20 protein-coding genes are annotated in these 19543 nt (G+C 64.3%); 9 read left to right on the top strand and 11 right to left on the bottom strand.

Going from position 1 to position 19543, the window contains the following annotated elements; genetic code table 11:
- Positions 1-447: 447 nt before the first annotated feature.
- The 5 genes from PCQ86_RS07575 to PCQ86_RS07555 all read right to left on the bottom strand — a co-directional run bounded on the left by PCQ86_RS07575 (position 448) and on the right by PCQ86_RS07555 (position 4576).
- Positions 448-789: a copper-binding protein gene (locus PCQ86_RS07575; RefSeq protein ID WP_011805844.1), complete on the bottom strand. Its 342-nt coding sequence runs from the start codon at positions 787-789 to the stop codon at positions 448-450.
- Between the two features lie 79 nt (positions 790-868).
- Positions 869-1360 carry a cupredoxin domain-containing protein gene (locus PCQ86_RS07570; protein WP_011805845.1) on the bottom strand — a complete coding sequence of 164 codons (492 nt, stop codon included), beginning with the start codon at positions 1358-1360 and terminating at the stop codon, positions 869-871.
- Between the two features lie 33 nt (positions 1361-1393).
- Positions 1394-2806 (bottom strand): multicopper oxidase family protein, encoded by a 1413-nt coding sequence (locus PCQ86_RS07565; protein ID WP_005794621.1) that lies wholly within the window; start codon positions 2804-2806, stop codon positions 1394-1396.
- Between the two features lie 16 nt (positions 2807-2822).
- Complete coding sequence (locus PCQ86_RS07560; protein ID WP_011805847.1) at positions 2823-4253, bottom strand: TolC family protein; 1431 nt, start codon at positions 4251-4253, stop codon at positions 2823-2825.
- A complete protein-coding gene (locus PCQ86_RS07555) occupies positions 4250-4576 on the bottom strand; it encodes a hypothetical protein (RefSeq protein ID WP_013722282.1) in 327 nt (108 codons plus the stop codon). The genes PCQ86_RS07560 and PCQ86_RS07555 overlap by 4 nt, the downstream gene beginning before the upstream one ends.
- A gap of 183 nt (positions 4577-4759) precedes the next feature.
- On the opposite strand from PCQ86_RS07555, the gene PCQ86_RS07550 reads away from it, so the two are divergent.
- The 9 genes from PCQ86_RS07550 (at position 4760) to PCQ86_RS07510 (ending at position 13781) form a co-directional block, all read left to right on the top strand.
- Complete coding sequence (locus PCQ86_RS07550) at positions 4760-5068, top strand: hypothetical protein (RefSeq protein WP_005794613.1); 309 nt, start codon at positions 4760-4762, stop codon at positions 5066-5068.
- A 256-nt stretch (positions 5069-5324) separates the two neighbouring features.
- The gene (fliE, locus tag PCQ86_RS07545; protein WP_005794611.1) at positions 5325-5633 is read left to right on the top strand and encodes a flagellar hook-basal body complex protein FliE; all 309 of its coding nucleotides are present in this window, start codon (positions 5325-5327) and stop codon (positions 5631-5633) included.
- A 33-nt stretch (positions 5634-5666) separates the two neighbouring features.
- Positions 5667-5915 carry a hypothetical protein gene (locus PCQ86_RS07540; protein WP_172734524.1) on the top strand — a complete coding sequence of 83 codons (249 nt, stop codon included), beginning with the start codon at positions 5667-5669 and terminating at the stop codon, positions 5913-5915.
- Between the two features lie 13 nt (positions 5916-5928).
- Complete coding sequence (locus tag PCQ86_RS07535) at positions 5929-7074, top strand: acetate/propionate family kinase (protein ID WP_180987928.1); 1146 nt, start codon at positions 5929-5931, stop codon at positions 7072-7074.
- 213 nt (positions 7075-7287) lie between these two features.
- Positions 7288-7740, top strand: a complete 453-nt coding sequence (locus PCQ86_RS07530) for a MerR family transcriptional regulator (RefSeq protein ID WP_005794607.1) — start codon at positions 7288-7290, stop codon at positions 7738-7740.
- Positions 7741-7892: 152 nt separating this feature from the next.
- Positions 7893-9248 carry an SAM-dependent methyltransferase gene (locus PCQ86_RS07525; protein ID WP_005794605.1) on the top strand — a complete coding sequence of 452 codons (1356 nt, stop codon included), beginning with the start codon at positions 7893-7895 and terminating at the stop codon, positions 9246-9248.
- A 239-nt stretch (positions 9249-9487) separates the two neighbouring features.
- Positions 9488-9886, top strand: coding sequence for a hypothetical protein (locus PCQ86_RS07520; RefSeq protein WP_013722286.1), 399 nt, complete (start codon positions 9488-9490; stop codon positions 9884-9886).
- Positions 9887-9992: 106 nt separating this feature from the next.
- Positions 9993-12413, top strand: a complete 2421-nt coding sequence (locus PCQ86_RS07515) for a D-xylulose 5-phosphate/D-fructose 6-phosphate phosphoketolase (protein WP_011805852.1) — start codon at positions 9993-9995, stop codon at positions 12411-12413.
- A gap of 105 nt (positions 12414-12518) precedes the next feature.
- Positions 12519-13781 carry a hypothetical protein gene (locus PCQ86_RS07510; protein ID WP_005794599.1) on the top strand — a complete coding sequence of 421 codons (1263 nt, stop codon included), beginning with the start codon at positions 12519-12521 and terminating at the stop codon, positions 13779-13781.
- 65 nt (positions 13782-13846) lie between these two features.
- Here PCQ86_RS07510 and PCQ86_RS07505 read toward each other — a convergent pair whose 3' ends face one another.
- The 6 genes from PCQ86_RS07505 to PCQ86_RS07480 form a co-directional block, all read right to left on the bottom strand.
- The gene (locus tag PCQ86_RS07505; protein WP_005794597.1) at positions 13847-14890 is read right to left on the bottom strand and encodes a type II glyceraldehyde-3-phosphate dehydrogenase; all 1044 of its coding nucleotides are present in this window, start codon (positions 14888-14890) and stop codon (positions 13847-13849) included.
- Positions 14891-14917: 27 nt separating this feature from the next.
- The gene (locus PCQ86_RS07500) at positions 14918-16450 is read right to left on the bottom strand and encodes an ABC1 kinase family protein (RefSeq protein WP_202190498.1); all 1533 of its coding nucleotides are present in this window, start codon (positions 16448-16450) and stop codon (positions 14918-14920) included.
- A gap of 86 nt (positions 16451-16536) precedes the next feature.
- The gene (locus PCQ86_RS07495) at positions 16537-17556 is read right to left on the bottom strand and encodes a hydroxyacid dehydrogenase (protein ID WP_011805854.1); all 1020 of its coding nucleotides are present in this window, start codon (positions 17554-17556) and stop codon (positions 16537-16539) included.
- A complete protein-coding gene (locus tag PCQ86_RS07490; RefSeq protein ID WP_011805855.1) occupies positions 17553-18215 on the bottom strand; it encodes a class I SAM-dependent methyltransferase in 663 nt (220 codons plus the stop codon). The genes PCQ86_RS07495 and PCQ86_RS07490 overlap by 4 nt, the downstream gene beginning before the upstream one ends.
- Complete coding sequence (locus tag PCQ86_RS07485) at positions 18212-18856, bottom strand: DUF6629 family protein (RefSeq protein WP_005794588.1); 645 nt, start codon at positions 18854-18856, stop codon at positions 18212-18214. The genes PCQ86_RS07490 and PCQ86_RS07485 overlap by 4 nt, the downstream gene beginning before the upstream one ends.
- A 37-nt stretch (positions 18857-18893) precedes the next feature.
- Positions 18894-19538 (bottom strand): YqaA family protein, encoded by a 645-nt coding sequence (locus tag PCQ86_RS07480; protein ID WP_005794586.1) that lies wholly within the window; start codon positions 19536-19538, stop codon positions 18894-18896.
- Positions 19539-19543: the final 5 nt, after the last annotated feature.

Raw genomic sequence — 19543 nt, 5'->3', positions numbered from 1 at the left:
CTATTCATTGACCTTCTGGCGCCTCGTTGGCCCGCTTTCGGCGAGCGGACTTCTGCGGTGGCCTGAACTGTGCGACCAACGTGCGCAGAGTTTCCGCTTCAGCCTTGTGCTGCGCCACCGCCTGAAGGACTTGCTGCAGCTCAGCACCTTGCGCCTGGTTGACCCTGGCGCTTTCGGCCATAGCGGCCCATGCACCGTCCAGTTCCGCCGCCAACCGGGTCTGGGCAGCATTGGCCTCCAAGAGCTCTCTGCGTGGTGATCCCTTTCGGTTTCAGCAAGCCTGGTCCTTGTGCTCGTCGGAGCCGTGCGCCAGCACGCCCACGGAGGCGGCGGCGACACAGAGGCCGATCAGGGTATGGCGAATGTGAAACATGATGCATCCTCCTTGTGGTGGAGGGGCTGACTAGGGCTGCCGCGCCCGACGAGATGGCGCGGTTGTGAGTTTTCTCAGCGCACGAGCTGGATGTCGGTGACGATCATCTTCCCGCCTTCCTGGACGACCATGAATTGCACCTTGTCGCCGGGCTTGAGGTTGGTGAGTTGACCCTTGTCACGGATGGTAAAGACCATGGTCATTCCGGGCATGTCCAGGTTCTTGATGTCCCCGTGCTTGAGGGTGATCTTGCCATTGTCCAAATCGACCTTCTTGACCTCGCCATCGGTCATGGATGCGGGTGCGGGCGCCGAGGTCTGGCCTGAATTGGGACTGACCTGGGCATGGCCCGCCAGCGGCAGGGCAGCGCCCATGGCGAGAGCGGAGATGGTAAGCAGACGTTGGATGGTGTTCATGGTGACCTCTGGGTAAATGGATGGATCTATGGGCTGACCCGGCCATGGCTGGGCCAGCTGTGGTGGGCGCTTCAGGCCATCACTTGCGGCCCACCTGGATGGCGCCCTTCATGCCGGCCTCATAGTGGCCAGGCATCAGGCAGGCGAAGTTCACGGCGCCCGCCTTGGTGAACTGCCAGACGATTTCACCCTGCTTGCCCGGTGCGAGCGTGACCTTGCCGGGTTCGTCGTGCTCCATGTCCGGGAACTTCTTCATCTGCTCCAAATGCTCCAGCAGTTCCTTCTCGGTGCCCAGGCTGAGTTCGTGCTTGACCTGGCCGACGTTCTTGACAACGAAGCGCACGGTTTCGCCCTGTTTGACCTGAATGTTCGACGGCGTGTAACGCATGTTGTCGCTCATTTCGATGGTAATGATGCGACCGGCCTTGGCGGCAACGCCGGGTTTGCCAATGGCTGTTTCACCCCCGTCACCGTGGCCACCTGCATGAGTGCCGCTGGCGAAGGCTACCCCGGACGTGGCCAGTGCAGCCATAGCGAAGAATTGAGAAATAGTGGATCGCGTGAATTTCATGGATGGACTCTCGTTGATAACTGAAGGGAAACCTCAATGCTCGCCATGCGAAGTGGGCTTGCGCACCTTGACTTCGGTCGGCGTTGCTGGCTTGCGCACACGCGGCATGGACTGGCCGCCCTCGGCGCTGAAGCGTGCGGGCTCGGCCATGGGGCCGGTGTACTCATGCGCCACCGTGCCTGCGGGATGCTTGTACCAGCCCGGATCCTTGTAGTCGCCCGGCTTCTGGTCGCGGCGCACCTTGAGCACGCTGAACATGCCACCCATCTCCACCGAGCCGAACGGCCCCTGGCCGGTCATCATCGGGATGGTGTTGTCGGGAATCGGCATTTCCATCTCCGTCATGTCGGCCATGCCGCGCTCGCCCATGACCATGTAGTCCGGGATCAGCTTGTTGACTTTCTTGGCAAGGCCGCTGTGATCCACGCCAATCATGGTGGGAATGTCGTGCCCCATTGCGTTCATGGTGTGGTGGCTCTTGTGGCAGTGGAAGGCCCAGTCGCCCTCCTCGTCGGCGACGAATTCGATCTGGCGCATCTGCCCCACGGCCACGTCGGTGGTTACTTCATGCCAGCGCGTGCTTTTGGGCGTCGGGCCGCCATCGGTGCCAGTGACCACGAATTCGTGGCCATGCACGTGCATCGGGTGATTGGTCATGGTGAGGTTGCCCATGCGGATGCGCACCTTGTCGTTGAGACGCACGTTCAGAGAGTCGATACCAGGAAAGACACGGCTGTTCCAGGTCCACAGGTTGAAGTTCGTCATCTCCGCGACCTTGGGTGTAGCGGCCCCGGGCTCAATGTCATATGCACTGAGCAGGAAGCAAAAGTCCCGTTGCACCTCGTCGATCAGCGGGTGCCTAGCTTTCGGGTGCGTGACCCAGAAGCCCATCATGCCCATGGCCATTTGCACCATCTCGTCGCCGTGCGGGTGATACATAAAGGTGCCCGGGCGGCGCGCCACGAACTCGTAGACAAAGGTCTTGCCGGACGGAATCGCCGGCTGCGTCAGACCGGTCACGCCATCCATCCCGCTGGGCAGGCGCTGGCCGTGCCAGTGAACACTGGTGTGCTCGGGCAGCCTATTGGTCACGAAGATGCGCACACGGTCGCCCTCGACGACCTCGATGGTCGGGCCGGGGCTCTGTCCGTTGTAGCCCCACAGGTGGGCCTTCATCCCTGGTGCCACTTCGCGAACCACCGGTTCGGCGACCAGGTGGAACTCCTTGATGCCCTGATTCATGCGCCAGGGCAGCGTCCAGCCGTTGAGCGTCACCACTGGGTTGTACGGTCGTCCCGAATTGGGCATCAGCGGGGCCATGGTGTTCGGGCTGGTCTGAATGACGGGCTCGGGCAAGGCCGCCATGGCGACACGGCTCACCGCGCCGGCCGCAACGGCGCCGCCAGCAATACCGGCGAACTTGAAAAAATCTCTTCTGGATGTCATGGCAATCGTCTCTGCATCAGTGACCGGCACCCGCGTCGCTGGAAGCGCTGGTGGTGACCGACAAGGTGGTGTTGGTGGGGCGTCCGATTACGGATGCCTGCAATGCGGCATCGGCCAGCCAGAACTGCTGCTGTGAGTCCAAGGCCGCCGTGACGGCACCGACCTGGTCGCGCGCATCGGCCAGCAGTTCGAACGCGCTGATCAGCATGCCGTTGTAGCGAAGCTGGTTCTCCTCCGCGATCACCTTGCGCACCGGAACCACTTCGTCGCGGTAGTGCCGCGCCACGTCGTAGGCCGTTCGATAGGCCGAATAGCTTTCGCGCAGGCTGGAGCCCGCGGAACGCACCGTGCCTTCAAGCTGGTTGGCGGCCGCCAGCGTTCGAGCGTTCATCGCATCGCGCTGCATTCCGCCCCAGTCAAAGAGGGGTAGGCGCACATCGATTTCCCAGCCGCGTGCGGTGGAGCGGGTGCCCTCGGCATTGTCAAATGTCGTGTTGCGACGCCCAGTGAGCTCGATATCGGTGAAGCTGGTCACCATGTTCAGGCCTTGGGCCTTGGCCGCGCCATCCAGCGCGGTCTGCGCCAGGCGGATGTCCAGGCGTGCCTTGGTAGCGAGCGAGCCAACCGCCTGCGGATCCAGTGCTTGCATGGGGAGATCAGGTAGACGTTCCGGAAGCTTGAGCGCCTGCGCCTGGCTTTCATCCAGCCCCAGCAAACGTACCAGTTCTTCCCGGCTGGCCGTGACCTGGTGCTGGGCCGTGCTCAGGCGGGTGGCGGCATCGGCATAAAAAGCCTGCTCGCGTGCGCGGGTGATGCGGTTGAAGTTCCCCACGCTCTGCATGCGTTTGGCCAGTTCGGCTCCGGCCTCTGCACTGTCATAGACCTGCTTGGCATACTTGAGCGATTGCTGCGCCGCTACGGCGCGCACCCAGGCCTGGCGCACGCGCGTGACTTGGTCCACCACGTCGCTGGTCAAACGCAGCTGAGACTGCTCGATTCTCCGGGTGGCAACGCCGTAGCGGGACGGCAGGGTCAGCAGATCCAACAGGCCAAAGGAGAGCGCACGCCCTAAGTCCAGCTCGGTGCCGGCCGTCATGCGCTCAAAACTGAAGATGGGGTTGGCAATCCGGCCTACCTGCGCGGCATCGGCCGACTCCGCCCAGCCTCGCGCCAGCAAGGCCTGCAGGGACGGGCTGTTCACCAAGGCCAATTGAACGGCTTCTTTCTGACCCAGAGGCTGTGCCAGCAAGGCTTGAGCGGCCTGCGCTCGCTGGTCGCGCTCCTCCTGGGTACGAGCCAGGGCGAGTTTCCCATCGGTGAAGCTACCAGCTTCTTCGTTGACACGGCCGATGTTCTGCTCCAGGCTGACGCTGGCACAGCCGGTCAGCACCGCCAGTCCGAGTGCAGATAGAGCGAGTTTGGCGTGAGTGGCACGCAAACGCATCATGGTTTTTCTCCCCCGTGATGGCCAGAATGCGGATCGCTGACGGGAGCAGCGTCCTTGGCGGACCCGGGCTCGCCGGACTTGATTTCCTTCGCATAGGCGCGCCAGCCGCCGATTTCACCCACCTTGTCGTTCGCCGCCTTCCAGGGCTGGACGGACTGCTCCTTGTAGGCCTCGTAACCCGAGAGGGCTGATCGGTACGAGAGCAGGTAGCCCACCTTCGCGGTTTCGACCTCTGGCATCTGTGCGAATGCCAGGGATGGCACCATTAGTGCGGCGCCCAGCCAGAGGCTTGAGGTAGGTCGTGAAAGCCAGAGATTGTTCATGGATTTGTGATGCATTTTTGACGTATGTCATTGTGCAAACGACTAGCTGTCAAAGGCATAACGGCTTCATTACATCTTTGTCATGATCGAGCGGGGTGAGGGGTAACCCCTCACCCCTCTTACACCACCGTACGTGCGGTTCCGCCTACGGCGGTTCACGTGGACCGCTGGAGGTGTTGGTGGATGGTCAACTACCGATACAAGCCCCACGCCTGTGAAGTATTTGGGCGGCAGTGCGGCGACCATGTGCCTGGCCCCGAGGTTCCACCAGGGGCCGCGCCAGTTGACGCTGGAGCGCCATGCGCGCAGGGCATCAAGCCCGTAGCGTCGCATCTGCGCTTCTCGCGTCCGTGGCCGCTTCCACTGCGCTCCCGGTTGTCAGAGCTGCCGATCCGTTATCTGCCCGACAGCCAACTGGAGCAGAACCACGCGTCCATGAGCCGCTATGGCTCCAGCACCAAACTGGTGTTCGAGATTTCGCAACTGCCGTAGACCACGCTCCCTTTGCGTGGTTCCTGCCAACCTTCATGCTTTGCGGTGCACACCACTGCGCGTACCGGCAACTCACGGCAATGTCGGCAAGATGACGTTTCTGTTATCCATAGCCGTGCAATTGAACGGCTTACGCACCAGTTGCAGGGCTTCTTGATCGGCTGGCGAAACTTACTATTTCGTATCGATCGCTGGTCTATTTCTCCCGCAAAAAAGGGCCCCTCATAACCTCCGTCAGTTCGACAATGGACACACCATGAACGTCATCACAAACCCGCTTGGCGCACTACTGCCAGTCATTCCGGTGGACAAGTTGGTGTCCAAAGCACCCATAGTTCAGGACGGTGGATTTTTGGACGCGATGAAGCAAGCGTTAGCGACCACGAGCCAATTGCAAAGTGAATCTGGGCGCCTGAGCCGCGAGGTCACGTTCGGCAACCCTACTGTCAGTCTTGAAGAAACGATGCTTGCAGGAGTCAAGTCGAACATTGCATTTCAGGCCACGCTGCAGAGCCGAAACCGAATTGTTCAGGCTTACACCGATGTAATGAACATGCAGGTCTGATGCGCCGAAGGCGAAGCAGTAAAAATGCAGGTAATGAGCGCACTCGTTGCTGAAATCGCCGGCTCACGTGGCGAACAAGCTGGAGTTGGAGCCTTTTTGACAAAGGCCCCTCCAGCTTTAACTGCTGACCGCCTGAAGAGCCGTTTTAGTACCGGGGTGTTGGAGCACCGAGCCCATGAACTGGGCTGGTGGCTCCATGCGCTGCTCGCACTGTGTGTTGTCCTGTTGTACTGGCTGGCTCATACTGCCGAGGCCGGAAGTCGCGACGTCGATGTGCACTGACGGCGACCAAGACATGCACATCCTAGCCATCAACGCCGGCAGTGCGACCCTCAAGTTCGGGGTTTTCGACCCGGCATCGGCCATGCCCGTGATCGAGTCGACGATCGACCATCCCGCAGTTGATGCCGCGGCGTTTGACGAGATCAAGCAGCAAGTACGAAGTTCCGGCGTGACGTCGCTCAATGCCATCGGCCACCGTGTCGCACACGGTGGCCCCTTCTTGCGCGAGGCGGCTTTCGTGGACGCGAAAGTCGAGCACGAGATCGACCAGGCTGCTGCGCTGGCGCCGCAGCACAACCCCGTTGCACTGGCCGGCATCCGCATCGCGCGCGAGCGTTGGCCAGGCGTGCGCCACGTGGCGGTCTTCGACACCGCTTTTCATGCCGGCATGCCAGAACACGCCTCATGCTATGCCGTTCCGCAGTCATGGCGCGCAGTTGGGGTGCGGCGATTCGGGTTTCATGGCCTGTCGCACCAGAGCGTACTGGCGGCTGTCAGTTCCGCGTTGATGCGGCCTCCATCCGAACTGCGCATCGTGAGCTGCCACATCGGCAATGGGGCAAGTGTCTGCGCGATCGACCGTGGCCGCTCTGTCGACACCTCGATGGGGATGACGGCCCTGGAAGGTCTGGTGATGGGCACACGCAGCGGGGACCTCGACCCCGGCGTGCCAGGCTATGTCGCGCGTACCCTGGGCTTGTCACTGGTGCAAATCGAAGCGGCGCTTTACAGCGACAGTGGACTGAAGGCGTTGTCGGGTGTGGGCTCGGACCTGCGCGAGATCGAGAGTCGCGCGCGGGATGGTCATGCTGCTGCCCAAATGGCGTTGCAGGTCCATGCCTACCGCGTGCGCAAGTACATCGGTGCCTACGCCGCGGCGATGGGCGGCTGCGATGCGGTGGCTTTCACGGGCGGAGCAGGGGAAAACTCCCCGACGCTGCGTTGCCGCATTCTGGACGGCCTGGAATTCCTTGGCCTGCATCTGGACGAGGAGCGCAATCGCGCCTTCAGTCCGGCATCCGAAGTCTCCCAGCTTCAGGCGTCACGGTCCTCGGTCGCGGTGCTGGCCGTGCGTGCGCGCGAACAGTGGGTGATCGCGCACGAGACTGCCAGGTTGTTGAATGGTTCGGTAAGTGCCGAACACGAAATCGATGGATAGGGAGAGCACCGTGGTCAACAACAGCCCCGTTCTCGGCGTCGCCCACAAGCCGGTCCATCCCTGTCACCGCGTTCTGCCGGTTGTACTTCCGAAAGCGCATGGACAATGGGATCACAGCCGCTCAAACACCCACGCTCTTGACCTATGTGCGGCACCTGGGTTCAAACTCTTGCCATGCGTTTCGACGCGAGACTACCCCGCTGGAGAACGGTGATGCAACTCATTGAATGCGCCCGGGAGGCAGGTGTGACCCCAGACACGCTGCGCCATTACCTGCGGGTTGGCCTCCTGGTGCCGGATGGTCGCGGCGCGAACGGCTATCGCGCGTTCTCCGAGCGCAGCGTGGCGCGGGTGCGGTTCATCCGCAACGCATTGGCGCTCGGCTTCACGCTCAAGGACGCCGCGGAGTTCGTTGAGATGAGTCAACGCGGAACATCTCCTTGTCCGCGCGCTCGGGCGCTGCTGAGCGAGCGGCTTGACGAACAGGCTCGACGACTGAAGGAAGCGACGGAGCTGCATCTGCGCATGCAGCAGGCAGACCGCGACTGGACGCGACTCCCTGACGGAGTACCGGATGGCCATTCCGTCTGCAGTCTGATCGAAGGAGCGGCAGCGGACGTTCAGCGCAAATCTGTGCGAGCGAAGTCTAGTCGTGTACGCGCATGACCGACTTTGATCGATTTTGATAGTCCCAGACATCATGAGGCTCTACGGACATGCAAAAAAGTGGCGTTGGTCATGTCGATCGTGCCGGCGCGAAAAAGAGTCGTCTGCTACATCGCAGCTTGCGCTGCACGCGAGCAACTGAGGTGCCCCAGATGAACCATTCCAAGACACTTGCGCAATCCCCGTCACCAGACATGAATGCCGCCGCGCTGCGCATCCTGCGCCGGTTGCTGGCCGGCATCGAGCGCCAGCCGGCGTTGCGTCTGGGCGATGTGCTCCTGCACGAGTTCGAGGCGCATCCAGAGTACACCCTGATCATCCGCGACCCGGGTCTGCTTCGACGCCTTGTCCTGCGGCCGGATCCTCTGCTGCTGGCGGAGGCCTACTTCCGCGGCACCATCGACATCGAAGGGGACCTGTACACCGCGCTTGGGCTCAAGGCGCACTTCGAGAAGTTCTCGCTCTCCTGGCGCGACAAGCTGGCCCTGTTGCGCGACGCTCTGATACTGCGCGTGTCTGACCAGGATGGTTTGAAACCATCGCGTAGTCTGGCCTCGCGCGTTGCGCGCCGCTTCTCCCATCGACATTCGCGCCAAACCGACCGAGCAGCAATTTCATTCCACTACGACGTTTCAAACGTGTTCTATGGTCTCTGGCTCGATGCCGAGAGAGTCTATTCCTGCGCCTACTTCGAGACGCCGGACGACACGCTGGACCAGGCGCAGCGCAACAAGCTGGAGCACATCTGCCGCAAGCTGCGGCTGCAGCCGGGCGAACGTCTGCTCGACATCGGCTGCGGCTGGGGCGCACTCGTGTGCTGGGCGGCACGAGAACATGGCGTGCGCGCGTACGGCATCACTCTCAGCCAGCAGCAGCTCGAATACGCGCGCGAGCGCATCCGATCAGAAGGCTTGCAGGACCTCGTCACGGTTGAGCTGCGCGACTACCGCGACCTCGATGGCACTGCCGTATTCGACAAGGTGTCCAGCATCGGCATGTTCGAGCATGTGGGCCTCGCTCATCTGCCGGCCTACTACGCCGTGGTGCAGCGTGTTTTGCGGCCGGGCGGGCTCTTTCTCAACCATGGAATCACCCATGACGAAGAGGGCTGGAACCGAACTGTCGCGACCGATTTCATCAACCGCTATGTCTTCCCTGACGGCGAATTGGACTGCGTCAGCAACATCCAGCTCGGGATGGAGCGGTCCGGCTTCGAAATCCATGATGTCGAAGGTCTTCGATCACACTACGCGCTGACGTTGCGTCATTGGGTTCAGCGACTCGAAGCGCGCCGAGAGGAGGCCCTGCAGGAAGTCGATGAGGTGACCTTCCGCGTCTGGCGCCTGTACATGGCGGCTTGCGCGCTGGAATTCGAGGCGGGCGGCACAGGGATCTACCAGATCGTAGCGTCCAAACGAGACGACGGAAGATGGCCCGTTCCTTTGACGCGCCGCGATCTTTACTCGGGTACTACCCCATCAAAGCCAATGACGGTGCGCGAAAAATGAGCAGGCCCGCTGACCGGGTTGCGCGAGTTGTATTCTTCTGTCCGATGCAGGTCAATGTGAGGGCGTGGAGGTGGACGGTCAGCAGACCCGCGTTCGCCCTATCCGCAGTTCGGCTTCGCGTGGTCGCAGTGAAGCGGTCGCCGCAGCGATGGTACGCCGTGAGCCGCCGACAAGCACGCCGAGACGCCCGCCGACACAGCGCCGTGGCGCCTCTGCGCACGCAGGCGCCGCGCACCTCCATGTCGCTGTTCATGGCCTGCGGCGTCTGGCTCGTCGGGCTGGGCGCCTACTTCGTGTTCCTGCGGCCGGCGCTGCTGCCCGAGGATCCGCGCTTCATCAGCGTGCCGCTGGATCGGCTTCGTGGATTGGCACCCGGTCTGGAGGCATGGCGGCGAATCGTGTTCACGGTGATGGGCGGCTTCATGACGGGCGCGTGCGTACTGATCGTCCACCTGGCGCGCATGGCCATGCGCGAGCGGCAAGGCGGTACCGGCTGGGCCGTCGCGTTCTCCGGGCTTGTGACGGTCGGGCTGATGAGTGCGATGGACTTCGTCCTCCACTCGGACTTCCGCTGGGTGCTATTGCTGCCTGCCTTGCTGTGGGCCGTGGCCGCGGTGCTATATGCGAGGCAGGTCTGACGTGCCCAGCGCCATGCCATTCGTTTCTGCGCCGGCGATCCGAGACGCCGGCGTTCCCAACCCCACCGACGCTCGTCATTGCGGGTCGGTTCCAAGGACCTTCAAAATGAATCACAACCTCCCCTGGGTCGCCGAGCGGGTGCGACTGTTCCGCGAATTCGATCCCGAGTTCGCGCGCTGGGCGCGCGGGCATGGCCCCATCGCCCACAACGACCTCACGCAGCTGCGAATCCACGACCTCGCACAGGTGCTGGTCGCCGAAGGCAAGGCGAGCGACACATCCGCGATCTACCGCACGCTGTGGGCCGCAGACCGATTGGCCGTGGCCGGGATGTGGCTAACGGTTCACATGACCTATGCCGATCGGGTCTATACCGACGGCCGGGAAATGGCGGCCGAGGACTTCAAGGAGACGCCTGAAGGCCACACCGGCGGATCACTGAACATCGTGCCGGCCTATGTCGGCTACCTTGCCGCGAACGCGCTCAGCGGCCTGACACGCGGCTGGCTGATGGGTCAAGGCCATTGCGTGGCGGGCATCGACGCCTGCAACCTGCTTGTTGGCAACATGACGCCGCGCCACGCCGAGCGGTACGACCGAAGCGAGAACGGCCTTACGCGCTTCGCTCGGGACTTCTACAGCTACGCGATCGACGCGCAGGGGCGCCCGGCCTCGCCGCTGGGCAGCCACGTCGGCCCGAACACGGCAGGCGGCCTGTCCGAGGGGGGCTATCTCGGCTTTGCCGAACTGCAGTACGTGCACATGCCCCTGCCCGGCGAACGGCTGGTGGTGTTCCTCAGCGACGGTGCATTCGAGGAGCAGCGCGGCAGCGACTGGGCGCCGCGCTGGTGGCGCGCCGAGGACAGTGGATTCGTGGCTCCGTTCATGATCCTCAACGGCCGTCGCATTGAGCAGCGCAGCACCATGCAGCAGCAGGGCGGCCTCGAATGGTTCCAGCAGCATCTGCGCCTGAACGGCTTCGACCCTATGGAGATCGACGGCACCGACCCCGCCGCATTCGCCTGGGCCATCCACGCGATGGAGGAACGGCTGGCGGCCTGCGCTACGGGGGTTTCGCGTGGAACCGTTCAGTACCCGGTGCCACTTCACTACACCATCGCCGAAGCGCCCAAAGGATTCGGTTTTCCCGGTGCCGGAACCAACGCCGCGCACAACCTGCCGCTGGCGGGCAATCCCCGTCTCGACCCGTCAGCACGGCAGCAGTTCAACGAGGGCGCGCGCGCGTTGTTTGTACCGCCGGGTGAAATCGACCAAGCGGTGGCCCTGCTCTGCAGGCATGAGGTGCAGCGCCGTCCCCTTGAGCGGGACCATGCCCTAGCGCATCGCCAGGTCGCAGCGCCGAGGCTTCCGGAGCCGCAGTGGCACGACAACGATGTCTCGCCGATGGGCGCGCTCGACGGGGCCTTCGCCGCAATCATCAAGGCCAATACTCAACTGCGCCCGCGCGTCGGCAATCCCGACGAGCTGCGCAGCAACCGCATGGGCCAGACCTTGGACCTGCTCAAACACCGCGTCTTCACGCCCGAACCGGGCTTGGCTGAAGCCGTGGATGGTGCCGTGATCACGGCCCTCAACGAAGAGGCTGTGGTCAGTGCGGCGCTGGGTAACAAGGGCGGCATCAACCTCGTTGTTTCTTACGAGGCCTTTGCCGTGAAGATGCTGGGTGCACTGCGGCAGGAAATCCTGTTCGCGCGCCACCAGGCGGAGGCCGGCATGCCTCCGGGCTGGCTGTCGGTAGTGACGGTGGCGACATCCCACACCTGGGAGAACGGCAAAAACGAGCAGTCCCATCAGGACCCGACACTGGCCGAAGCGCTGCTGGGCGAGATGTCCGACACCGCACGTGTGTTGTTCCCGGTGGATGCCAACAGTGCCGTCGCGGCGCTGCGAGCCGCCTACACCTCGCATGGCCAGTTCTGGACACTGGTCGTTCCAAAGCGGGCCATGGCCAGCCAACTGAGCGGCGAACAGGCCCAGCGTCTGGCCGATGAGGGTGCCTGCGTGGTGAAGCCCTGCGACGCACCCGATGTCTTGCTGGTCGCCATCGGTGCGTACCAGCTACAGCAGGCGCTGCTCGCGGCGCGGCGGCTGGACGACGCCGGGCATCGGACGGCAGTCACCTGCGTCATCGAGCCGGGCCGCTTCCGGCTGCCACGCGACGAGCGCGAGCGGGCTTTCGTGGCGGGCGACGCGGCATTGCGCTCGCTGTTCCCGGACACCGCTGCGGTGCGCGTCATCGTCTCGCACATGCGGCCGGAGCCGACGCTGGGCCTGTTGCGCCGCATCGATACAGGGCCTCGGCAGACCCGTGCACTGGGCTACCAGGCGCGCGGTGGGACGCTCGACGTTGCCGGCATGCTGTTCGCGAACCGCTGCACGTGGGCGCACGTCGCGACCGAGGCAGCGCAGGCGCTCGGCGTCGATCCCGCGAGCATATTGACCGCCGAGGAGTTGGCCGCGGTGGGAGGCCACGGCGACCCGCGGGCGGTGATGGTCTCGGCATGATTCCCCTGTTCTCCCCATAGGGACAAGAATAACGTCGTTTCCGGCGCCGATCGGTACGAGGCCGTGGTCCAATTGGAACCCTGTGCCCGCCCATTTATCGAGACCATGTCCCACGCGCTTGAAACTCTCATCGGTCACTGGAAAGCCGATCCGCTGAGCACCTACAACACCTGGTTCCTTTGGGAAGAACGGCTGAAGAACTTCCGCTCGATTCGCCGCGGCCTGGCGCAGGTGGTCAAGGACATCGATGCGGGCACCTTCGGTAGCGCATTCCGCGGTTCCTCGCTCGAAACGGTGGTCGGCTCGGTGGCAGAGCAGCGCCAGATCTTCAAGGGGGCAGACCATGCATTCCTGTGGAAGCCCAAGCTGCGCATTCCCGACATCTACGAGAACGCGACCAACCAACAGGCCTTTGCCCGGTTGTTGCACACCTGCGACTGCTGCAACAGCGCAGAGGAAGTGATCGAAGCAATACGGCGGATCGACGCTCGTCAGATCAAGGGTCTGGGCCCCGCCGTGGCGAATCTCCTGTACTTCGTTCACCCCACGATCGTGATGCCGTTCAACACCGCGATCGTGAAGGGCTACAACGCGGTCACGGGCAGCAGCGTCAAGCTCGGCAAGTGGGAGCACTACCTCTCGATGCGCGAAGGCGGCCTTCGCCTCAATGCCCAGCACCGCAACGCGTTGTCGAACGACATGGGGGCACTGGCTGGGCTGCTGTTCGACATCGGCTCGGGCCGGTACGCGGCGCCACCGCGCGATGACGATGCGGCCGCCCTCCAGGGCTGGGAGGCCGATCTCGAAAAGGTGCGCGAGGAATCGGCCGCGGCCCACAAACGCTGGGCCGCGGAGCGCGAGAGCGACGCGACCCACACCGAAATTCAGGGATGGCTGCGCGACCTGGGCAAGTCGCTCGGCTACGGTGTCTGGATTGCGTCCAACGATCAGGGGCGCAGTTATCAGGGAGGTCGCCTTGGAGACGGCTGTCTGACGCAGCTCCCCGCGCAGGCCCGGGCCGGTCTGGACTCTGTTCGCCTGATCGACGTCATTTGGGTGGAGGCCGACGGCTCGAAGGTCGCCGCTGCCTTCGAGGTCGAGCACTCGACCTCGATCTATTCCGGCATCGTGCGCATGCTCGACCTGGCCTTGGGAACGGAACTGGGAGCGGGCGTATCGATGTTCCTGGTGGCGCCGGACGCTCGCCGCGAGGATGTCCGCAGCCAGTTGCGTCGGCCGGCATTCACGCGGGTGGCGGAGCTGGGAATTCGCTACCTCCCCTACAGCGAGCTTGGCGCGCATCGCGATGCGATCGGCAGATTCGGCTCAGGCCTAAAGCCGTTGAACGAGATATCGCACCTGCTGTGATGCACGGTCGTCGAGGCACCAGCGGCACCAGCGGCAGAATGTACCGCCCAAGCGTGAATCGACGCCTAGTCGCGGTCGTGGATGAAGTCGTGCCGCAAGCCGAGTGCGGCATCCGTCCGAGCGATTGACGCTGACGGATCGGACTCGATGCCGCTCAGCGCGCGGATCGCATCGATGGTTTCGGGAATCACGATCGCCTGGTTGAAGACCTGGTAGGTGTAGTACGCTTGGTCGCCATCTACCGCGAGGACGTCCTCCCACAGGGCGACCTCCCACATGTCGCCGCGCGGGCGGCCAAGATCGGACATCAGCTCCACCGTACTGTTGAGTGCCACGAGGCCATCCGAGGAACGCACGAACGCGATCCGTGGTGCCGCACGGAAGGCCGCCAGCACCTCGTCGCGCGTTGCCGGCCTCGTCAGTTCGACCCACCAGGTGTGCAGGTGACTGCTGTTGTGGGACGCCTTGACCGCGATCGTTACCACATCCAGGTCCGGGATCACGGTCCTCGCGTCCGGTCCCTGGTGGCTGGGGATCGCCTTCTCCGGCACGAGGGTGTTAATGATGCCCTCAGCATGCGCTTCCCAGGGGTCGGATGCGCGGCGGATGAGCGTGCCGCGTGCACGCTTGAGCAGGCCGGCCGTCCGCAGCGCCCCCAGCGTTCGCACGATGGACGTGGTGTTGCAGGAGACCACGCGAGTGGACTCGCGGCCGATGGCCGACGCATAGTTCGCTTGCGCGACGAATGAGTGCCCCGTCAGCGCATGAGACTCACCACCGTGGAAGATCGACTTCACGCCGGCCGCGGCGTACACCTCTTTGTTGACCGCAGCGACTTTCTTGGGCGTGCAGTCGACCACGACATCGGCCTTCGCGAGCAGTTCTGCCAGATTGCCCGCCAAAGCAAGACCTGCGGCGCGCATCGCTCCTTCAGCTTCAAAGGTTGCCGCGTGGATGGCGAAGCCGCGCTGCGCGGCGACCTGTAGTCGATAGTCGTGCACCACGTCTGCGACGCCGGCAAGTGCCATGTCCTCCTGGAGCGCGACCGCGTCTGCCACCCGCTTGCCGATCACACCGTACCCGTTCACCGCCACTCTGACCTTGTTCATTCCTTGCTCCTGACTTGATGAGACGCGTCAGCCACGGCTGCGCGCAATGAAAAACGTGAGCCGGATCGCCAGCGCATAGCCCAGCAGCGCGAGCACCGGCATGTCACCCCAGCGAGGGCCTACGGCGTGCTGCATCAGCAAGCTTGACGCGATGTACAGGCCCAGCGTCACGAGCGCGAGGGCGATGCGGCGGCCGAGGCGGTCGATACCGCTCAGCATCCGGACGTCGGGCTTGATCGACAGTTGCAGCAACTCACGCTGCCGCAGTACGCTGTGCAGGCGCCGCGCCAGCAGCGTGGGCAGCGCGTTGGCTGCATTTCCCAGCTCGTAGGGCAGACGTTGTGACGCCGCGGATTTGCGCTCATCGAATATGCCGGTTGCCGTGTGGCGCGAGATGGCCTCGATGATGGAGAAGTCCGGCGCGAGCAGGCGTACCGTCCCTTCGAGCAGCAGCAGTGTGCGGGTGAGTACCAGCAGGTCTCTGGGAAGCCGGACATCCTGGGTCCGGCCGGCCGCCACGAGCTGCGCGAGCGCATCGGAAAGCGACCAGTCTTTCAGCGGGTGCTCTGCGCAGTCCGCGACCAGCGTGCGCACCACGGGCACGAAGACGGCCCTATCCGTGCCCTCGCCGACCAGTCCCAAGTCCAGCCAGGCGTCGACCACCCAGTCGGCATCCTGCTCGACGAAGGCCAGCGCGAACGCCACCAAAGCGCGCCGCATGCTGCGGTCGACCCGGCCCACGATGCCGAAATCGTGCAGGCAAATGCGGCCATCGTCCATCACGAAGACGTTGCCGGGGTGTGGATCGCCATGGAAGAAGCCATCGCGGAAGATCTGCACGATGTAGCTGTCCACGAGCTTGCCCGCAGCGGCCGCGCCCATGGCAGGCGGCAGACCGTGCAGGTGGGCCCCGCGGCTGAACTGCTGGACCATCACCGTCGATGTGCACAGCCCGTCCACCACGTCGGGCAGCACGATGTCGGGAGAATCTCGCCAGGCGTCGGCGAAACGTCGCACGGAACTCGCCTCCCGGGACAGGTCCATTTCGTAGCGGAAGTTCGCCGCAACCTCGTCCACGATGGCCGCCAGACCCCAGCGGCGCAGCGAGGGGACGAACCACTGGATGGTCAGGACCAGCCGGCGCAGGATGCGCATGTCGGTCTCGGCTTGCTCGGCCGCACCAGGGCGGCGGATCTTCACCACGACCTCCGTCCCGTCGGGTAGCGCCGCACGATGGATCTGCGCGATCGAGGCCGCGGCCAGCGCCTGCATGTCGAAGCGTGCGAAGACCTCTTGCCAAGGGCGGCCCAGGGCCGCCTCGACCTCCTGGACAGCCTGTTCCGAAGAAAACGGGGCCACATGCGCCTGCAGGCTGGCCAGGGCCCGTTGCGCATCGGGAGGCAGGACGTCCGCGCGCAGGCTGAGGTGCTGGCCCAGCTTCACGAAGGTCGTTCCCAATCGCTCCAGCACTTGGGCAAAGCGCTCGGCCGCCCGGTGCGTGTCGCAGCGCATGAGTCCCCGGTGCCAGGCCACCCAGAGCAGGAACCCGGTCAGCGCCATTGCGATCTGCGTCGCCCGGCGCAGCGCCGAGCGTTGCGGTGGACGGTCCGGAAGGCGCGCGGCAGAAACGGAGCGGTCAGGGCGCATCACGGCTCATCCACCCTGTTGCGCAGCCGGCCCGCATGCCAGGCTGCGATGTTCGAGATGGTCTCGTCGAAGATGCGCGCGATCGCCTCTGTCGTGTTGAAACCGACGTGGGGAGTCACGAGCACGCGCGGATGGGTCAGCAGCGGGCTGGACGCCATCCAGCCGGTATCGCAACCGAGCCCCCCGCAGCCCGTGGGCACCTCGGGAGACAGCGCGCCTTCTTGCTCCAGCACGTCCAGGCCGGCGGCTGCGACACTGCCGTCGTCCAGCGCGCGCAGCAAGGCGGCCTCGTCGATCAGCGCTCCACGTGCCGTATTGATCACTACCACGCCAGGCTTCATGCGCGCGAAGGCCCGGGCGTCGATGAGGTGGCGCGTGGCCTCGGTGGCCGGAACATGCAGGCTCAGGATGTCGCTGCCTTGCAGGACCTGCTCCCATGTCACGAGGGACACGCCAGCTGGGCGCGCAGCCGAAGCAGCGAAGGCGGGGTCGTAGGCGAGAACGTCCATGCCGAACCCCACGGCGATACGCGCCACGTGGCGTCCGATGCGGCCCAGGCCGACGATGCCCAGCGTCCTGCCTTCCAGCTCGAAGCCGGTGAGTCCGCGGTAGGCGAACGAGCCCTGGCGCGCCCGCTCGTGGGCCTGCGTCAGATGGCGTGTCACGCCCAGCAACAGTGCAAAGGCATGCTCTGCGACGCTGGCCGACCCGTAGTCCGGCACATGGCAGACGGCAATGCCTCGTTTTCGACACGCCTCCAGGTCAATGTGGTCGAAGCCCGCGGAGCGGGTGGCGACGAGCCGCAAGCGCGGCAGCATGCGAAGCACCGATTCGTCCACCCGCGTGCGCACGAACACGCAAAGGACCTCGATCGCCCCATCTTCGGTGTCGGACGCCACCAGGTGCTCGCGCTGGACGAAGTGCGCGTGCCAGTGGGCCGGAAGCCGTTGCTGCATCGCCGCTTGGTCCGTTGGTGCGAAGTCGGTGAACAGAACGGTGAGACGATGGTCCTCGGTCATGGCTCAACCTTGATGGCGCTGTACAGGGACAGGATGTGGAAGATGGCAACGAATTGCCGTGTCTCGGCAACCTGCGCAAACCCTGCTTGCGCGAGCACCGACGGCAAGTGACCGGCGACCGCGTCGCGCGTGGTCTCGAAGCCATCGAGCAGTTGAACGGCGAAGAACGCCGTACGGCTGATCGGTCGGCGCGAGCGCTCCCGGTCCGCGAAGTGCAGTTGAACGCCAACGCGCAGAACGCGATGCATCTGGCGGGCCGTTTTCAGTTTGTCCGCGTGCGCCAGGTGACGGAAGAAGACGCTCGACACGACCCGATCGAACGAGCCATCGCCGTAAGGCAGGTCTGTCGACAGGCCTTCGTCGAATCGGATCGGCGCCGCCACGCTCGCCGCCTTCCGGCGGGCCAGCGACAGGATGGCGGGGTCGGCATCCACCCCGGTGACACGGGCCTGCGGGCATGCGGTGGCCGCAAGGAGGGCGAGCGTCCCCGTTCCGCATCCGGCGTCCGATACGTCGTGGCCATGCTGGATCGACGCCTGCGCCACGAGGGCCGGCTTGAACGCTTGCTCGCGCGTGGTCAGCACCACCACCCGGTCGTACAGAGGCGTGAGCACGTGGTGGGCAAGTGCGGGCCTGAAGCCGGCCGGACGATCCGTCATTGCACGGCGAGCCTCGCTCGGGGTTCACGGAACTGCCACAGCACGATGATGCTGAGGACGCCGGCGAAGAAGCACCACACCGAGATGAACCAGGTCGCATAAAAAAAATAGGCGGCGACCGCGGACACGAAGGCCGCATTTCCGAAAGCCGCTACGCGCCGGTGGCTGGAGACCATTAGACCTGCGCAGGTGCCGATCAGGTACAAGGCCATCGTGGTCAGGACGTAGAAGTGCGGGGAGTCGTAGAAGATGTGCTGGCCGACCACGCGCGCGGTGATGGGCAGTCGCACCAGCATCACCAAAAGGTACACCCCGACGAGCGCGCCTGCGAGCGCGATGCCCGCGAGAACCCGACGGCGCCACGGAACGGTCTCCAGCGCCAGGGCGGCCAGCGGCACGTAGATCGGCCACAGGACGTGCGAGAAGAACGAATAAAGATGCGTCAGCACCACCTTCAGCAAGGGCGCGCGGTCGGGGAATGTCAGCCACAACATGCCTTCGAGTAGCTGCTGAATCCCAAAGAGCAACGGGATGGCCGCGTAAGGCACTTCGCGCCACGCGCGGACCCGGCGCACGGTGACGATCCCCGTCCCCAGAAGTACCGCGGCTGCCGTGAAACTGGCTGGTGCAGAAAAACACATCGCTGTCATTTCCTCTTGAATGTGGGTGTCATGGCGTTCATGGCTGTGGCCGATCTGTCGGTCCTGGCGGAGATGTTCCCGGTGCGGCTCGATGCTGCGAACCCGGATCGAGCGCCTGGGCGCGGCTCAGCGCGGCGTGCAGGGTCGCCGTCCGGTCCTGGACCCTGCGGATCCAGGGCGATGGGAAAGCAGATGCAAGCCACGCATAGAGCGTGTACTTCACCAGCTTGCCCAACCAGAGCGCCAGAAGAACCTCGGCCACCGGCAGCCGGGAGATTGCCGCGAACATGAGGGCAGGCGTCAGCGGTACCGGGAGCGCTGCAATGACCAGCAGCGCGGGCACGCCGTACCCGCCGAGCCAGGACGTGGCGTCACGCCAGGCCGTCGATCGCACCACGTCGGGGTAGGCGACGAAGAAACGGTTCCAGCCCAAGTGATGAAACACGAGATAGAGGACCAGTGCGCCAATGGCCGCGCCGATGCTGGAGGTCGCGGCGATGCTCCGCCAGCGCCGCGGGGCGAGTAGCACGGCAGCGACGAGCAACGTTCCGAACGGAATCGTCATCGACAGCGTGGTGGCCATGGCCACGGCCGCCACGATGAGGGGAAAGGCACGCGTCTCCGCCCCGCGGGTCAGCGCGCGCAGCAGGCCGGTCTCAACGGTTTCGTGCAGCATCGTCATCGGCG

Origin of the sequence: Diaphorobacter sp. ED-3, from assembly GCF_027625375.1 — a bacterium.
Taxonomy (GTDB): domain Bacteria; phylum Pseudomonadota; class Gammaproteobacteria; order Burkholderiales; family Burkholderiaceae_C; genus Diaphorobacter; species Diaphorobacter nitroreducens.
The sequence above is the reverse complement of the archived record's forward strand: the minus strand, read 5'-3'. Positions and strand labels throughout refer to the sequence as shown.

Coding starts and splice junctions, on each gene's coding strand:
- PCQ86_RS07575 (WP_011805844.1), bottom strand. CDS start 789: ATGAACACCATCCAACGTCTGCTTACCATCTCCGCTCTCGCCATGGGC.
- PCQ86_RS07570 (WP_011805845.1), bottom strand. CDS start 1,360: ATGAAATTCACGCGATCCACTATTTCTCAATTCTTCGCTATGGCTGCA.
- PCQ86_RS07565 (WP_005794621.1), bottom strand. CDS start 2,806: ATGACATCCAGAAGAGATTTTTTCAAGTTCGCCGGTATTGCTGGCGGC.
- PCQ86_RS07560 (WP_011805847.1), bottom strand. CDS start 4,253: ATGATGCGTTTGCGTGCCACTCACGCCAAACTCGCTCTATCTGCACTC.
- PCQ86_RS07555 (WP_013722282.1), bottom strand. CDS start 4,576: ATGAACAATCTCTGGCTTTCACGACCTACCTCAAGCCTCTGGCTGGGC.
- PCQ86_RS07550 (WP_005794613.1), top strand. CDS start 4,760: ATGGTCAACTACCGATACAAGCCCCACGCCTGTGAAGTATTTGGGCGG.
- fliE (WP_005794611.1), top strand. CDS start 5,325: ATGAACGTCATCACAAACCCGCTTGGCGCACTACTGCCAGTCATTCCG.
- PCQ86_RS07540 (WP_172734524.1), top strand. CDS start 5,667: ATGAGCGCACTCGTTGCTGAAATCGCCGGCTCACGTGGCGAACAAGCT.
- PCQ86_RS07535 (WP_180987928.1), top strand. CDS start 5,929: ATGCACATCCTAGCCATCAACGCCGGCAGTGCGACCCTCAAGTTCGGG.
- PCQ86_RS07530 (WP_005794607.1), top strand. CDS start 7,288: ATGCAACTCATTGAATGCGCCCGGGAGGCAGGTGTGACCCCAGACACG.
- PCQ86_RS07525 (WP_005794605.1), top strand. CDS start 7,893: ATGAACCATTCCAAGACACTTGCGCAATCCCCGTCACCAGACATGAAT.
- PCQ86_RS07520 (WP_013722286.1), top strand. CDS start 9,488: ATGTCGCTGTTCATGGCCTGCGGCGTCTGGCTCGTCGGGCTGGGCGCC.
- PCQ86_RS07515 (WP_011805852.1), top strand. CDS start 9,993: ATGAATCACAACCTCCCCTGGGTCGCCGAGCGGGTGCGACTGTTCCGC.
- PCQ86_RS07510 (WP_005794599.1), top strand. CDS start 12,519: ATGTCCCACGCGCTTGAAACTCTCATCGGTCACTGGAAAGCCGATCCG.
- PCQ86_RS07505 (WP_005794597.1), bottom strand. CDS start 14,890: ATGAACAAGGTCAGAGTGGCGGTGAACGGGTACGGTGTGATCGGCAAG.
- PCQ86_RS07500 (WP_202190498.1), bottom strand. CDS start 16,450: ATGGCGCTGACCGGGTTCCTGCTCTGGGTGGCCTGGCACCGGGGACTC.
- PCQ86_RS07495 (WP_011805854.1), bottom strand. CDS start 17,556: ATGACCGAGGACCATCGTCTCACCGTTCTGTTCACCGACTTCGCACCA.
- PCQ86_RS07490 (WP_011805855.1), bottom strand. CDS start 18,215: ATGACGGATCGTCCGGCCGGCTTCAGGCCCGCACTTGCCCACCACGTG.
- PCQ86_RS07485 (WP_005794588.1), bottom strand. CDS start 18,856: ATGTGTTTTTCTGCACCAGCCAGTTTCACGGCAGCCGCGGTACTTCTG.
- PCQ86_RS07480 (WP_005794586.1), bottom strand. CDS start 19,538: ATGACGATGCTGCACGAAACCGTTGAGACCGGCCTGCTGCGCGCGCTG.